Annotated in this window: 15 protein-coding genes; 1 reads left to right on the top strand and 14 read right to left on the bottom strand. The window is 63.9% G+C overall.

The genetic code is table 11. The features are described 5' to 3' along the window. Positions 1–71: 71 nt before the first annotated feature. The 11 genes from coaBC to pyrR form a co-directional block, all read right to left on the bottom strand. Positions 72–1,298, bottom strand: a complete 1,227-nt coding sequence (gene coaBC / locus ACP3TE_RS16250) for a bifunctional phosphopantothenoylcysteine decarboxylase/phosphopantothenate--cysteine ligase CoaBC (protein ID WP_388022086.1) — start codon at positions 1,296–1,298, stop codon at positions 72–74. Between the two features lie 102 nt (positions 1,299–1,400). Next, on the bottom strand, positions 1,401–1,661 hold the full coding sequence (gene rpoZ, locus ACP3TE_RS16245; RefSeq protein ID WP_286134300.1) for a DNA-directed RNA polymerase subunit omega: 261 nt from the start codon (positions 1,659–1,661) through the stop codon (positions 1,401–1,403). 8 nt (positions 1,662–1,669) lie between these two features. Beyond that, on the bottom strand, positions 1,670–2,236 hold the full coding sequence (gmk, locus tag ACP3TE_RS16240; RefSeq protein WP_105658309.1) for a guanylate kinase: 567 nt from the start codon (positions 2,234–2,236) through the stop codon (positions 1,670–1,672). 3 nt (positions 2,237–2,239) lie between these two features. After that, positions 2,240–2,575 carry an integration host factor, actinobacterial type gene (gene mihF, locus ACP3TE_RS16235; RefSeq protein ID WP_013349055.1) on the bottom strand — a complete coding sequence of 112 codons (336 nt, stop codon included), beginning with the start codon at positions 2,573–2,575 and terminating at the stop codon, positions 2,240–2,242. Between the two features lie 147 nt (positions 2,576–2,722). After that, on the bottom strand, positions 2,723–3,565 hold the full coding sequence (gene pyrF / locus ACP3TE_RS16230) for an orotidine-5'-phosphate decarboxylase (RefSeq protein ID WP_388022089.1): 843 nt from the start codon (positions 3,563–3,565) through the stop codon (positions 2,723–2,725). Next, the gene (gene carB / locus ACP3TE_RS16225) at positions 3,558–6,836 is read right to left on the bottom strand and encodes a carbamoyl-phosphate synthase large subunit (RefSeq protein WP_133833340.1); all 3,279 of its coding nucleotides are present in this window, start codon (positions 6,834–6,836) and stop codon (positions 3,558–3,560) included. The genes pyrF and carB overlap by 8 nt, the downstream gene beginning before the upstream one ends. After that, entirely contained in the window at positions 6,836–8,005 is a 1,170-nt protein-coding gene (carA, locus tag ACP3TE_RS16220; RefSeq protein ID WP_105658306.1) for a glutamine-hydrolyzing carbamoyl-phosphate synthase small subunit, read from the bottom strand. The genes carB and carA overlap by 1 nt, the downstream gene beginning before the upstream one ends. Beyond that, entirely contained in the window at positions 8,006–8,512 is a 507-nt protein-coding gene (locus ACP3TE_RS16215) for a hypothetical protein (RefSeq protein WP_105658305.1), read from the bottom strand. It abuts the gene before it with no gap. Beyond that, on the bottom strand, positions 8,505–9,809 hold the full coding sequence (locus ACP3TE_RS16210; RefSeq protein WP_105658304.1) for a dihydroorotase: 1,305 nt from the start codon (positions 9,807–9,809) through the stop codon (positions 8,505–8,507). The genes ACP3TE_RS16215 and ACP3TE_RS16210 overlap by 8 nt, the downstream gene beginning before the upstream one ends. An 11-nt stretch (positions 9,810–9,820) precedes the next feature. Further along, complete coding sequence (locus ACP3TE_RS16205) at positions 9,821–10,783, bottom strand: aspartate carbamoyltransferase catalytic subunit (RefSeq protein WP_105658303.1); 963 nt, start codon at positions 10,781–10,783, stop codon at positions 9,821–9,823. Then, positions 10,780–11,349, bottom strand: a complete 570-nt coding sequence (gene pyrR, locus ACP3TE_RS16200; RefSeq protein WP_105658359.1) for a bifunctional pyr operon transcriptional regulator/uracil phosphoribosyltransferase PyrR — start codon at positions 11,347–11,349, stop codon at positions 10,780–10,782. The genes ACP3TE_RS16205 and pyrR overlap by 4 nt, the downstream gene beginning before the upstream one ends. Before the next feature lie 480 nt (positions 11,350–11,829). Between pyrR and ACP3TE_RS16195 the strand changes: the two genes are divergently transcribed. Beyond that, positions 11,830–11,976, top strand: a complete 147-nt coding sequence (locus ACP3TE_RS16195) for a hypothetical protein (RefSeq protein WP_181148996.1) — start codon at positions 11,830–11,832, stop codon at positions 11,974–11,976. Positions 11,977–12,048: 72 nt separating this feature from the next. Here the strand turns inward: ACP3TE_RS16195 and nusB are convergent, their stop codons facing one another. The 3 genes from nusB to ACP3TE_RS16180 form a co-directional block, all read right to left on the bottom strand. Next, positions 12,049–12,459: a transcription antitermination factor NusB gene (gene nusB / locus ACP3TE_RS16190; protein WP_105658302.1), complete on the bottom strand. Its 411-nt coding sequence runs from the start codon at positions 12,457–12,459 to the stop codon at positions 12,049–12,051. Then, a complete protein-coding gene (gene efp, locus ACP3TE_RS16185; RefSeq protein WP_013349066.1) occupies positions 12,459–13,019 on the bottom strand; it encodes an elongation factor P in 561 nt (186 codons plus the stop codon). The genes nusB and efp overlap by 1 nt, the downstream gene beginning before the upstream one ends. A gap of 110 nt (positions 13,020–13,129) precedes the next feature. Continuing rightward, positions 13,130–13,660, bottom strand: coding sequence for a tetratricopeptide repeat protein (locus ACP3TE_RS16180; protein ID WP_105658301.1), 531 nt, complete (start codon positions 13,658–13,660; stop codon positions 13,130–13,132). Between the last annotated feature and the right edge of the window lie 4 nt (positions 13,661–13,664).

The following is a 13,664-nucleotide window of genomic DNA, read 5'->3' as shown; positions in this document are numbered from 1 at the left end:
AACTCTATCTGGTCTCTGGGACCGGTAAGCAGATCTGGTACGTTTCGTGAACAAGCACCGTATGGCGCCACTCACTTTGTTACATCTGCATGACTTTTTGTTGCATTCGAAATCTGTTCGATGACCACGCGGGCCACCTCGAGCTTGCTGCCCGAGGCCTGCACCGAGTCGGCGCCATCGGCGAAAAGAACCTGGATGCTATTGGTTTCCTGCCCGAAGGTCAGGGATGCGCCCACCTCGTTGACCACGAGCATTTCGCAGCCCTTGCGGTTCAGCTTGGCCTGGCCGTACTCCAGCACGGTCCCCTGCTCATCGCCGGTCTCGGCGGCAAAACCGACAATGAACGGCGGCAGTTGCGGATTCTGTCCGCGCGCGGCGACCAGCTCGGCGAGGATGTCCGGGTTGCGCACCAGTTCGATGACCGGAGCCGAATGCTCATCGCGCTTCTTGATCTTCGAGTTCTCGATTCTTGCCGGGCGGAAATCGGCGACCGCGGCATTCATGATCAGCACGTCTTGGCCCTCGGCGCAGTCGAAGACCGCCTCGCGCAGCTCCAGTGCGCTGGAGGCGTGCACCAGCCGCACGCCATGCGGCGCGGGCACTTCCAGATGGGTGGCGATCAGCGTGACCTCGGCACCGGCATCTCTGGCGGCCTGTGCCAGCGCGACACCCTGGCGGCCCGAGGAGCGGTTACCCAGGAAGCGCACCGGGTCCAGCGGTTCACGGGTGCCGCCGGCGGTGATCAGCACCTTGGCTCCGGCCAGCACCGGTTCGGCGAGCAGGTCCTGGATTGCGGCGAAAATTTCATCGGGTTCTGGAAGCCGGCCCGGTCCCGAGTCCTTGCCGGTCAGCCGCCCGGAAGCGGGTTCGATCACCCGCACGCCGCGATCCCGCAGGGTCTGCACATTCGCGGCAGTGGCCGGATGCTGCCACATTTCGGTGTGCATGGCCGGGGCCATCACTACCGGCGCCCGCGTGGCCAGCAGGGTTCCGGTGAGCAGGTCGTCAGCCAATCCCGCAGCGGCCTTGGCTAAGACGTCCGCGGTGGCCGGGACTACCATCACCAGATCGGCCTGCTGGCCCAGGCGCACGTGATTGACCGAATCCACCGCGTCGAACACGTTCGAGGTGACCGGATTTCCGGACAGGGCCTCCCAGGTGGCGTTGCCCACGAAGTTGGTGACGTTCCGGGTAGGGATCACGTCGACGTGGTGCCCGGCTTCGCGCAGCAAGCGCAGCAGGAGTACGGACTTGTAGGCGGCGATACCAGCGGAAACGCCTAGGACAATTCGCTTCACGAAGTACTTCCTCGAGGATTTGGTGCGGCAATGAGGTGGGTGCGGGAGAAAAAGGAGCTTAACGAAAAAGAAGGCGCCCGCTCAGGGGCGCCGACTTTTCGATTAGTCTTCGATGACCTCGGCTGCGGTTACCTTCAGCAGGTTATCGTCCAGCTCGCGCAAAGCGATGGTCAGCGGCTTCTCGTTCAGCTTGGTTTCCACCAGTGGGCCTACGTACTCGAACAGGCCTTCGTTCAGCTGCGCGTAGTAGGCGTTGATCTGGCGTGCACGCTTGGCCGAGTTCAGCACAATGGCGTACTTCGAGTCGTTGGTCTCAAGCAACGAGTCGATCGATGGGTTAATGATTCCCTCTGGGTTGGACACAGGACTCCCTATTTGTCGTTCTTTAGCCCCATGAGGGCTACAAGCTCTTCGGCGGCACGTGCGACATCGTCGTTGACGATGGTCACGTCGAATTCAGATTCCGCTGCAAGTTCTAGTTTAGCGGTTTCTAGGCGGCGCTGCTGTTCCTCGGCCGTTTCAGTGCCGCGTCCCACAAGGCGGCGCACCAATTCCTCCCATGATGGCGGTGCCAAGAAGACGAATTTTGCCTCGGGCATCGACTCCTTGACCTGGCGCGCACCTTGCAGATCGATTTCCAGCAGAACCTTCTTGCCATCTGCCACTGCATCTTCAACCGTCGATCGAATCGTGCCGTAGCTGTTCTGGCCATGGACAACAGCCCATTCCAGCATCTGGCCTTCCTCGACCAGGGATTGGAAGCGTTCGGGGCCCACGAAGAAGTAGTGGACTCCATCCTGCTCCCCTGGCCGGGCGTTGCGGGTCGTTGCGGACACCGAAAGCCAGACATCTGGATAGTTATCGCGGATGTAGGTAGAGACGGTGCCCTTGCCTACTGCCGTGGGGCCGGCTAGAACAGTTACCGACGCAGCGGTCATTGACTACACTTTCGTTTTTGGCGGGCTTTGCTTGAAGTGCTCGGTGATTGCGGTGCGCTGCTTGCGTCCCAGTCCGCGCAGACGGCGGGAAGGGGAAATGCCAAGTCGCTCCAGCAAATTTGCCGCGCGTACTTCACCTACGCCCGGTACCGATTCCAGAAGGTCCATGACACGCATGCGTCCCACGGCTTCATCTTCGTATACCAAGTCTAGTACCTCGGTGATGGAAATTTTGCCGGCACTGAACTCGGCCTTGATTTCTGCACGACGAGTGCGTGCGGCGAGTGCCTTGGCGCGGGCGCGGATACGATCTTCGTCAGAGAGTTCTCGCAGTACCATCGTTCAGCCATCCTTCAGTTGTAGTGGACTAAGGCTTATGTTGAGAAACATAGCGAGCTAACGCTGCTTTTGCAAGACTAAACGCGTTGTGGCTACTAGAAACTCTAATAGCCACAACGCGCCTATGTCACTTATTCGAATTTTTTGCTAGCGAGCTGCCAGCAATTCGTCCCTAACCCGCAGGGCTTTTTCCCTGAGAGCGGCCTTAGTCGGCCCCTCTTTGAGGATGTCCCTGCTGCTCGTGCCCAGTACCTGGCCGTAGCTTGAGGCGAATGACTTGGCAATATCCGCGGCCGTTGCACCCTGGGCGCCGAGCCCTGGTGTGAGCAGCGGAGCCTTGGAAGCTGCCAGATCGATTCCGAGCTTGGACGGTGCATCCCCGATGGTCGCACCAACAACCAGCCCGACATGTCCTAAATCTCCTGCGTATGCATTATCCGCAGTGACTTGGTCAATAATTGATTTAGCAACCGAGTTTTCCCCGCCTACGTGCTGTACCGATGGCCCCTCGGGGTTGGAAGTCAGTCCGAGAACGAACACTCCCCTGCCGGTTCCAGCAGCCAAATCCAATGCCGGACGCAGCGATTCATAACCCAGGTACGGGCTCAGAGTCACGGCATCAGCGGCCAGCGGAGAAGCATCATCGAGCCATGCGCTCGCGTACGCTGCCATGGTCGAACCGATATCCCCGCGCTTGGCGTCGGCCAGCGTGAGCAGTCCAGCGGACTTCGCAGCACTCAAGGTTTCTTCCAATGCGGCAAATCCCTTGGACCCGAAACGCTCGTACAGAGCCACCTGGGGCTTGAGGATTGCCGCCGCACCGGCCATCGCTTCCACGACGGTCAGTGAGAAAGATCGCACGCCCTCGGCCGTATTTTCCAGCCCCCAGGCTTCCAGCAGCGCCGGGTGGGGATCAATCCCCACGCACAGCGGGCCGGAAGCCTGCATGGCTGAACGAAGCCGCTGACCGAATGGGGTCGGCTCAGGCATTGCGCGCTGCGTTCAGGTTGGCGTCGTGCACCTGCAAGCTGGTGACATCCCACTCGTACTCGCGCAGGGCATCGATCGCCTGGACCGAAGCGTTGAACTCCGCCACGGTGGTGATGACCGGGGTGCCGACAGACGTCGCGGCGGCGCGGATCTCGTAGCCATCGCCACGTGCATCCGAGCCCGACGGGGTGTTCAGGATCAGGCCGATCTGGCCGGCTACGATCAAATCGACAATGGACTCCCCGCCTTCGTGCAGCTTGCCGACCACCTGGGTCGGGATGCCGTTGCGGCGCAGCACTTCTGCGGTGCCGCCGGTGGAGATGATCTCGAAGCCCTGGTCAGCAAGGTGCTTGACCGGCAGGACGATCGAGCGCTTGTCGCGGTTGGTGACCGAGACGAAGACCTTGCCGCCGGTTGGCAGCGGGTTGTTCGCTGCGGCCTGCGACTTGGCGAAAGCGGTGTCGAAGTACTTGTCGATGCCCATGACTTCGCCGGTGGAACGCATTTCGGGGCCGAGCAGCGAGTCGACGACCTTGCCCTCCGGGGTGCGGAAGCGGGCGAACGGCATAACTGCTTCCTTGACGGCGATCGCCGCCGATTCCGGCAGGTGCGCGCCATCGCCGGATGCTGGCAGGTAGCTGCCGCGCATTTCGGCCAGGGTACGGCCCACGCCGATCAGCGCGGCGACCTTGGACAGCTGCACGCCGGTAGCCTTCGAGGTGAATGGCACGGTGCGCGATGCACGCGGATTCGCTTCGATCACGTACAGGATGTCGCTGGCCAGGGCGAACTGGATGTTGATCAGGCCACGCACGCCCACGCCTTCGGCGATCGCACGGGTTGCCGCGGCAACGCGGTCGCGCACGTCGGCGCCCAGGGTGATCGGAGGCAGGGTGCAGGCCGAGTCCCCGGAGTGGATGCCGGCTTCCTCGATGTGCTCCATGATGCCGCCGACGTACAGGTCGGTGCCGTCGAACAGGGCGTCGACATCGATCTCGATGGCGTCTTCCAGGAAGCGGTCCACCAGTACCGGGTGGTCCACGGTGATTTCGGTCGCGTTGGTGATGTAGCGCTCGAGGTTGGCCTCGTCGTACACGATCTCCATGCCACGCCCGCCCAGCACGTAGGAAGGGCGAACCAGTACCGGGTAGCCGATGGAGTCGGCGATGGTCTTGGCATCGGCGAAGGACACCGCGGTGCCGTTCTTCGGCGCTACCAGCCCGGCGTTATCCAGTACCTGCTGGAAGGCGCCGCGGTGCTCGGCCAGGTCGATGGCCTCGGGCGAGGTGCCCAGGATCGGCACGCCGGCAGCCTTCAGCTCGGCGGCGAGCTTCAGCGGAGTCTGGCCGCCAAGCTGGACGAACACGCCCAGCACGCCGCCGGTTTCCTCTTCAGCGTGGATGACCTCCAGGACATCTTCCAAGGTCAGCGGCTCGAAGTAGAGGCGGTCGGAGATGTCGTAGTCGGTGGAGACGGTCTCGGGGTTGCAGTTGACCATGACGGTCTCGTAGCCCTCGGCGCGCAGCGCCATCACCGCGTGGACGCAGGAGTAGTCGAACTCGATGCCCTGGCCGATGCGGTTCGGGCCCGAGCCCAGGATGATGACCGACTTCTTCTCGTGGCGCTCCAGCTCGGTCTCTTCGTCGTACGAGGAGTACATGTACGGGGTGAAGGCCTCGAATTCGGCGGCGCAGGTGTCCACGGTCTTGTAGACCGGGCGCACGCCCAGGGCATGGCGGATGCCGCGGATGACCGATTCGGCCTTGCCGGTGAGCTGGGCGAGCTGGACATCGGAGAAGCCGTGGCGCTTGGCCTCGCGCAGCACGTGCTCCGGCAGGTGCTTGTTCGCGGCCACCAGCTGCGCGACCTCGTTGATCAGCTGCAGCTGGTCCAGGTACCAAGGGTCGATCGCAGTGGTCTCGAACAGCTTCTCGATGGACACGCCGGAGAACAGCAGGCGCTGGACCAGCGACAGGCGCTCGGTCGAGCCCTTGACGATCGAGGCCAGCACGGCCTCGTGCTCGGATTCCGGGATCGGCTCGAAGGACAGCTCGGAGCCCTTCTGCTCCAGGGAGCGCAGCGCCTTTTGCAGCGCTTCGGTGAAGTTGCGGCCCAGGGCCATCGCTTCGCCGACCGACTTCATGGTGGTGGTCAGGGTCTTGTCCGCTGCCGGGAACTTCTCGAAGGCGAAGCGCGGGACCTTCACGACCACGTAGTCCAGGGCCGGTTCGAAGGAAGCCGGGGTCTTCTGGGTGATGTCGTTCGGGATCTCATCCAGGGTGTAGCCCACGGCCAGCTTGGTGGCGATCTTCGCGATCGCGAAGCCGGTGGCCTTGGAGGCCAGTGCCGAGGAGCGCGAGACGCGCGGGTTCATCTCGATGACCACGACGCGGCCGGTGTCAGGCTCGATGGCGAACTGGATGTTGCAGCCGCCAGTGTCCACGCCGACTTCGCGGATGACCGCGATCGAGATGTCGCGCAGCTTCTGGTATTCGCGGTCGGTCAGGGTCATGGCCGGGGCCACGGTGATCGAGTCGCCGGTGTGCACGCCGACCGGATCGAAGTTCTCGATGGAGCAGACGACCACGACGTTGTCGTTCTTGTCGCGCATCATCTCCAGCTCGTATTCCTTCCAGCCCAGGATGGACTCCTCCAGGAGCACCTCGGTGGTTGGCGAGTACTGCAGGCCGGCGCCCGCGATGCGGCGCAGGTCCTCCGGGTTGTAGGCCATGCCCGAACCCAAGCCGCCCATGGTGAACGACGGGCGGACGACCACCGGGTAGTTCAGTTCCTCGACGGCGGCGAAGGCCTCGTCCAGGGTGTGCACGATGACCGAGCGGGCCGATTCGGCGCCGCAGCGCTCCACGACGCCCTTGAACTTCTCGCGGTCCTCGCCCAGCTCGATGGCTTCGATGTTCGCGCCGATCAGCTCGACGTCGTACTTCTCCAAGGCACCGGACTTGTCCAGGGCGATGGCGGTGTTCAGCGCGGTCTGCCCGCCCAGGGTCGGCAGGATCGCATCCGGGCGTTCCTTGGCAATGATCTTCTCGACGACCTCGGGGGTGATCGGCTCCACGTAGGTGGCGTCGGCGAATTCCGGGTCGGTCATGATGGTGGCCGGGTTGGAGTTGACCAGGATGACCCGCAGGCCTTCCTCCTTGAGCACACGCAGTGCCTGGGTGCCGGAGTAGTCGAACTCAGCGGCCTGGCCGATGACGATCGGACCCGAACCGATGACGAGAACTGATTTCAGATCGGTGCGCTTAGGCATTACTTGCTGTCCTTTTCTGCGGCGGAATCCAACGCGGTCATGAAGCGGTCAAAGAGGTAGGCGGCATCGTGGGGGCCGGATGCTGCCTCTGGGTGGTACTGCACGGAGAAGGCCGGGATGTCCAGGCAGCTCAGGCCTTCGACCACGTGGTCGTTCAGTGAATAGTGCGAGACTTCGACCTTGCCGAAGCGTTCGACCGGAGCGGTGACGGCGCCCTCGATGGGCGCGTCGACGGCGAAGCCGTGGTTCTGGCTGGTGATTTCCACGCGGCCGGTGGCCTTGTCCATCACCGGCTGGTTGATTCCGCGGTGGCCGAAGCGCAGCTTGTAGGTGTCGAAGCCCAGCGCGCGGCCCAGGATCTGGTTGCCGAAGCAGATGCCGAAGTACGGGATGCCGGCATCGAGCACCGAACGGACCAGTTCCACCTGGGCGGTGGCGGTGGCAGGGTCACCGGGGCCGTTGGAGAAGAACACGCCGTTAGCACCGGTGGCCTTGATATCTTCCAGGGTGGCGTTGTACGGCAGCACGTGCACGCGCAGGCCGCGCTCGGCCAGGCGGTGCGGGGTCATCGACTTCATGCCCAGGTCGATCGCGGCCACGGTGTGCTTGGCCTCGCCGTCGTAGCCGTGGTCCGCTGGCTCGACGATGTAGGCGGCGTCCACCGAAACCTCGGCGGAGATGTTGCGGCCGGCCATCGACGGCTGCGCCTTGACCAGGGCCACCAGCTCGGCGTCGGTCTTCGCGGCGTCATCGCCGGAGAAGATGCCGGACTTCATCGCGCCGGCGTCGCGCAGGTGGCGGGTCAGCGCGCGGGTGTCCACGCCCTGGATGCCCACGATGCCGTACTCGACCAGATCTGCATCAAGGGTGCGCTCGCTGCGCCAGTTGCTTGGCCGGCGGGCGGCGTCGCGCACCACGTAGCCGGCAGCCCACATGCGGGTGGATTCCGGATCTTGCGAGTTCACGCCGGTGTTGCCGATGTGCGGGAAGGTCTGCACGATGATCTGGTGCGCGTAGGACGGGTCAGTCAGGGTTTCCTGGTAGCCGGTCATGCCGGTGGTGAATACTGCTTCACCCAGGGTGGTGCCCACGGCGCCATAGCTGCGCCCGCGGAAGATGCGGCCATCTTCAAGTACCAACACGGCTGGTAGGTTGCTCAGGGAATTCACTTATTTGTCTCCTGCTCGGCTTACGTCGTTGTGCGACGCCAGCAACTGATAGATCTTTGGGGTGTCCTCGTGGTAGCGGGGACGGAATCCGGTGTCGAAGGTGAAGCCGTCCTTGTTCCAGGTGATGACGATCAGGCCGTTCTTCTCCACGACCTTGCCGATCATCCCGTTGCTGCGCTTCACGTCCTCGTAGTGCTCCCACGGGATGTGCACGTCGCGCGCTCCGGAACGGATCAGGTGCAGCCCTTCGCGTCCCAGTTCCAAGGTGGCGTTGGTGCGCACCCCGAGCTCATGGACCGCGATGCGCGCCAGCCAGTCGTCGAACCGGGTGGTGACCACGTACATGCCTGCGAAATGGTGCTCCACCTCATCGGCGAAGTCCTCGAAGGGCTCGGGAATCGCTGACTGCCGGGCCTTGAGGTTCCGCCAGCCGAAAAGGATCAGGCCCACGCCTGCGACGATCGCGACAATCGTCCAGATCAACGGGGTCAGGGCTCCCTCAGGCATTGGCCGTCCTCGGGGTAGCCAGCTGGCCATCGAGCACGGTGGCATGGCCGTGGAAGAAGGTGGCGCGCACCGATCCTGGCAGCTCCATGCCGGCGAACGGCGAGTTGCGCCCCTTGGTGGCCATGGCGGCCGGGTCGACGATCCAGCGGGCTGCCGGATCGACCAGCACCAGGTTGGCAGGCTCGCCGATGGCGATCGGTCGGCCCTGGTCGGCAACGCGGCCGATCTGCGCGGGCACCTGCGAGGTAATGCGGGCCACGCCCTCCCAGCCCATCAGCCCGGTGTCCACCAGCGTGTGCTGCACGATGGACAGAGCGGTCTCCAGGCCGGTCATGCCCATGGCGGCCGCTCCCCACTCGCAGTCCTTGGCCTCGGAGGGGTGCGGGGCGTGGTCGGTGCCGATCACGTCGATGGTGCCGTCGGCAACGCCCGCGCGCAGCGCCATCACGTCTTCTTCGCGGCGCAACGGCGGGTTGACCTTGAAGACCGGGTCGTAGGTGCGGACCTTCTCATCGGTGAGCAGCAGGTGGTGCGGGGTGACCTCCGCGGTGACCTGGATGCCGCGGGCCTTGGCCCAGCGGATGATCTCCACCGAGCCGGCCGTGGACACGTGGCACACGTGCAGGCGGGCGCCGACGTGCTCGGCCAAGAGCACATCGCGGGCGATGATCGATTCCTCGGCGACCGCTGGCCAGCCGGGCATGCCCAGGATGGCGGAGACTTCGCCCTCGTTCATCTGGGCGCCTTCGGTCAGGCGCGGTTCCTGGGCGTGCTGGGCGATGACCCCGTCGAAGGCCTTCACGTATTCCAGGGCGCGGCGCATCAGCAGCGGGTCCCAGACGCAGATGCCGTCATCGGAGAACATCTTCACCTGGGCACGGGAGTCGGCCATTGCGCCGATTTCGCTCAGCTGCTTGCCGGCCAACCCGACGGTCACCGCGCCGACCGGGCGGACATCCACCCAGCCTGCCTTGCGGCCCAATTCGTAGACCTGCTCGACGACGCCGGCGGTATCGGCTACCGGGGTGGAGTTGGCCATGGCGTGCACGGCGGTGTAGCCGCCGCGGGCCGCTGCCTGCGAACCGGTTTCCACGGTTTCGGCGTCTTCGCGGCCTGGTTCGCGCAGGTGCGTGTGGGTGTCGACGAGCCCGGGCAGGAGCACGAGATTCCGCGCGTCGATGACCTGGGCATCACCGGCGGCAGCAATGCTGCCCAGCTGGGCGATCTTGCCGTCGGCAATCAGCACGTCGACCGGTTCGCCGCCGAGGATGGAGGCCTGCTGGATCAAGTAGTTCATGGGTTCTTCCTTCAGATCAGGTCGCCGGAGAGGAGCATGTAGAGGCTGGCCATGCGCACGGCCACGCCATTGGTGACCTGGTCGAGCACGGTGGAGCGCGGCGAATCCGCGGCAGCCGAGGAGATTTCCAGGCCGCGGTTCATCGGGCCCGGGTGCATGATCAGGGTTTCGGCGCCCGAGGCGTCCAATTGCGCCAGGCGCGCATCGTCCAGTCCCCAGTAGCGCGAGTATTCGCGGGGGTTCGGGAAGTAGGCGGCGTTCATCCGCTCGCCCTGCACGCGCAGCATCATCAGCGCGTCAACGCCCGAGGCGATCACTGCGTCCAGGTCGTAGCTGATGGCGCAGGGCCAGGAGCCGGCGCCGAAAGGCAGCAGGGTCGGAGGGGCCACCATCGTCACTTCGGCACCGAGGGTGTTCAGCAGCCACAGGTTGGAGCGGGCCACGCGCGAATGCAGGATATCCCCGACGATCGCGACCTTCAGTCCGTCCAGGCCGCGGCCTGCCGGGCTGGTGCCATCGCGCAATGCCACCTGGCGGCGCAGGGTGAATGCGTCCAGCAGCGCCTGGGTGGGATGCTCGTGCGTGCCGTCGCCTGCATTGACGATGGGCAGGCCAATCCAGTCCGTGGCCGCTAGCCGGGCCGGGGCGCCGGAATCCGGGTGGCGGATGACCACTGCGTCGGCACCAATGGCCAGCAGGGTCTGGGCGGTATCCTTCAGGGACTCGCCCTTGGAAACGCTCGAGCCCTTGGCCGAGAAATTGATGACGTCGGCGCTCAATCGCTTGGCGGCGGCTTCGAAGGAAATCCGGGTGCGGGTGGAGTCCTCGAAGAAGAGGTTCACCACGGTGCGACCGCGCAGGGCCGGAAGCTTCTTGATGGCACGGGTCGAGGACTCGCGCATCTCTTCGGCAATATCAAGGATGGCGATGGCTTCTTCGCGGGTCAGGTCCGCGGTGGATAGCAGGTGTTTCACGCGGCGCCCTCGATCACGACTTCGTTTTTCCCATCGATTTCCGCCAAGTGCACGCGCACCTTTTCGCTCTTGGCTGTCGGCAGGTTCTTGCCCACATGATCGGCGCGGATCGGCAGTTCCCGATGCCCGCGGTCAACCAGGACGGCCAGCCGCACGATGCGGGGGCGGCCCCAGTCTGCCAGGGCATCCAGGGCGGCGCGGATGGTGCGTCCGGAGTACAGGACGTCGTCAACCAGGACCACGACCTTGCCTTCGATGCCGCCTGCTGGCAGGCGCGTCGGCGACGGGGTACGGGTGGTGGAGTGGCGCAGATCATCACGGTACATGGTGATGTCGAGCTGGCCTACCAGGGATGCCGGGTCCAGGTTGCCCGGGGCGGTGGCCGCGATTCGGGCTGCCAGCCGCTGTGCCAGCGGGAAACCCCGGCTGGGAATGCCCAGGAGCACCAGATCGTCGGTGCCCTTGTTGGCCTCGATGATCTCGAAGGCTACGCGAGTGAGTACACGTTCGATGTCGTCGCCGGTTAATACCGTGCGGGCAGCATCTGGCACTGAATTTTCATTCATGCTGTGCACCTCTCCCTTCTCCGCCTCACGGGACGGGATTTAAAGGAATATTGCTAACTCAAATTATCACGAGCGGGAGCTGATTCCCTAGCGGAAACCTATGCATGACACTGAATAGGGCATGGGATCGGTCACAGCGATCGGCCGGCGGCTTCATGCGACCGGCAGAACCACGCAGATCCCTGCGCTTGGCCTTGGCCCCGCGCGCAGATGTGTTGCGATCGACACACCCGCGAAGTGGCGTGGGCCCGGGATTCCTCGTGCATGATCGGCCCGCGCGTCCGGGCAAGGCATTCGCGCAGCAGATCTGCAGGCCCGCTATGCCGCGCGTACTGCTCGTGCAGGATTTGCGCCGCTCCGTCGAACTCGGATCCCGGCGGACCCGAGTTCCAGCCCGCCGGATCAGCCCGGGAGATCCAGGTACGCCAGACCCGCTCCCTTCACCCGGATGGTGCGGCAGGACAAGCAGTCCGAGCGTGGATGGCAGGACCGAGCGCCTGGACAGCAGCAAAGCATCCAGCCCCCGGCATTCGAGCCCGTGGCCAGCAGGTCGCCGTGCAGGTAGCCCGCTCCGCCTGCTTCGCCGTGATCCTGCCCGGGGCCGAGCCGCGACAGGCAACGGCTTAACGCAAAAAAAAAGCCCGGGCCGGAACCCCATGAAAGGGGTTCCGGCCCGGGCTCGGAATGATGAGGATCGAATTAGTCGACCAGGGTGTCCTTGACGCTCTGGATGCGACCCAAAACGCCATTGACGAACTCCGGCGATTCATCGGTGGACAATTCCCGGACGTTCACCACGGCTTCAGCCACGGCTACTGCATCGGGAACGTCATCGTTGTAAAGCAGCTCCCACACGCCGATGCGCAGTGCGCTGCGGTCAACCGCTGGCATGCGCTCGATGGTCCAGTCCTTGACGTAGCTCTCGAGAACTTCGTCAATGCGGTCCAGGTGTGCGGTAACGCCTTCGATGATCGTCAGCGAGTACTCGTTGAGTACGATATCCGAGTTTTCCCGTCGTGCGATGGCTACGGCCAGCGGATTGACATCGCGGGCTTCGGCTTCGAACAGGAACTCAAGAGCTCGGCGACGGGCTTTGGCGCGGGCTCTCACTAGTTGACACGACCCAGGTAGTCGCCGGTGCGGGTGTCGACCTTGACCTTGGTGTTCTGCTCAACGAACAGCGGAACCTGGATTTCCTTGCCGGTTTCCAGGGTTGCCGGCTTGGTGCCAGCCGACGAGCGGTCGCCCTGCAGGCCTGGCTCGGTGTAGGTGATTTCCAGGATGACCGAAGCTGGCAGTTCCAGGTACAGCGGGCTGCCATCGTACATGGCGATGGTCAGTTCCTGGTTCTCCAGCAGGAAGCCTGCTGCATCGCCAACGGTGGTGCCGGACACGGTGATCTGGTCGTAATCTTCCAGGTTCATGAAGACGTAGTCTTCACCATCCTGGTAGAGGTACTGGTAGTCGCGGCGGTCAACGGTGGCCAGCTCGATCTTGGTGCCAGCGTTGTAGGTCTTGTCCAAGACCTTCCCGGACATGACGTTGCGCATCTTGGTGCGAACGAATGCGCCGCCCTTGCCTGGCTTGACGTGCTGGAAGTCAATGATGGTCCAAAGCTGGCCATCGATCTTGATGACCTGTCCATTCTTGATGTCAGTTGTATCCGCCACGGTTCCTCAATCCTCTATTTTCGCCAGCTAGCGCCGGCATTATCAAAAATCCATCTCCAAGTTTACCCTACGCACCATGCGGTACAAAGGGTTTCACACGGTGGCGCGCATTACTGCGCGGCGCGCTCCTCGGCAATTTGCATGCAGGTGCTTGCGGCGTTGACCAGGTACGCGTCGTCGTCCAGCGCGATGCGCAGATCCAGGGCCTTGCGGAAACGGGTTGCCGCCGCCTTGAAATCGCCCTTCGCGAAGAAGGACAGGCCAGCGTGGTGGTGGATCAGCGGCTCGTATGCGGTGCCGGCGAATTCCTCGGCCAGCTTGCGCAGTCGGTTGATCGCGCGATCGAAGTCGCCCTGCATGCGGGTCAGCTCGGTGTCCAGCACGCGCAGGTGGGCGTTGGTTGGATCCACGAAACGCGATTCAGCGATCAGCTCGCCGGCTTTCACCAGCTCGCCACGCGCCAGCAGCACCATGACCTGGTCGGTAGGGGAACCGACCAGCAGCTGCTGCTCGGCCGCGGCCTCGTCGGCGATGTAGGGCTTCAGCGTTTGGGGGTCGATCAGCACGCCCTCTACGGCGGTGCCGACACCTTCGCGGTTTACCGATGCGACGTCAATGGCGTATGCGGTGTAGTCGACCATGTAG

This window comes from Glutamicibacter sp. 2E12 (assembly GCF_050030965.1).
Classification (GTDB): Bacteria; Actinomycetota; Actinomycetes; order Actinomycetales; family Micrococcaceae; genus Glutamicibacter.
Note: the sequence above shows the minus strand (reverse complement) of the source record. Positions and strands in the feature narration are given on the sequence as shown.

What these genes read in the sequence shown, in the direction of transcription:
- ACP3TE_RS16210 (WP_105658304.1), bottom strand. Translation starts at nt 9,809, where the DNA reads ATGAACTACTTGATCCAGCAGGCCTCCATCCTCGGCGGCGAACCGGTC.
- ACP3TE_RS16195 (WP_181148996.1), top strand. Translation starts at nt 11,830, where the DNA reads ATGGCAGGACCGAGCGCCTGGACAGCAGCAAAGCATCCAGCCCCCGGC.
- carB (WP_133833340.1), bottom strand. Translation starts at nt 6,836, where the DNA reads ATGCCTAAGCGCACCGATCTGAAATCAGTTCTCGTCATCGGTTCGGGT.
- gmk (WP_105658309.1), bottom strand. Translation starts at nt 2,236, where the DNA reads ATGACCGCTGCGTCGGTAACTGTTCTAGCCGGCCCCACGGCAGTAGGC.
- ACP3TE_RS16180 (WP_105658301.1), bottom strand. Translation starts at nt 13,660, where the DNA reads ATGGTCGACTACACCGCATACGCCATTGACGTCGCATCGGTAAACCGC.
- mihF (WP_013349055.1), bottom strand. Translation starts at nt 2,575, where the DNA reads ATGGTACTGCGAGAACTCTCTGACGAAGATCGTATCCGCGCCCGCGCC.
- pyrR (WP_105658359.1), bottom strand. Translation starts at nt 11,349, where the DNA reads ATGAATGAAAATTCAGTGCCAGATGCTGCCCGCACGGTATTAACCGGC.
- pyrF (WP_388022089.1), bottom strand. Translation starts at nt 3,565, where the DNA reads ATGCCTGAGCCGACCCCATTCGGTCAGCGGCTTCGTTCAGCCATGCAG.
- ACP3TE_RS16215 (WP_105658305.1), bottom strand. Translation starts at nt 8,512, where the DNA reads ATGCCTGAGGGAGCCCTGACCCCGTTGATCTGGACGATTGTCGCGATC.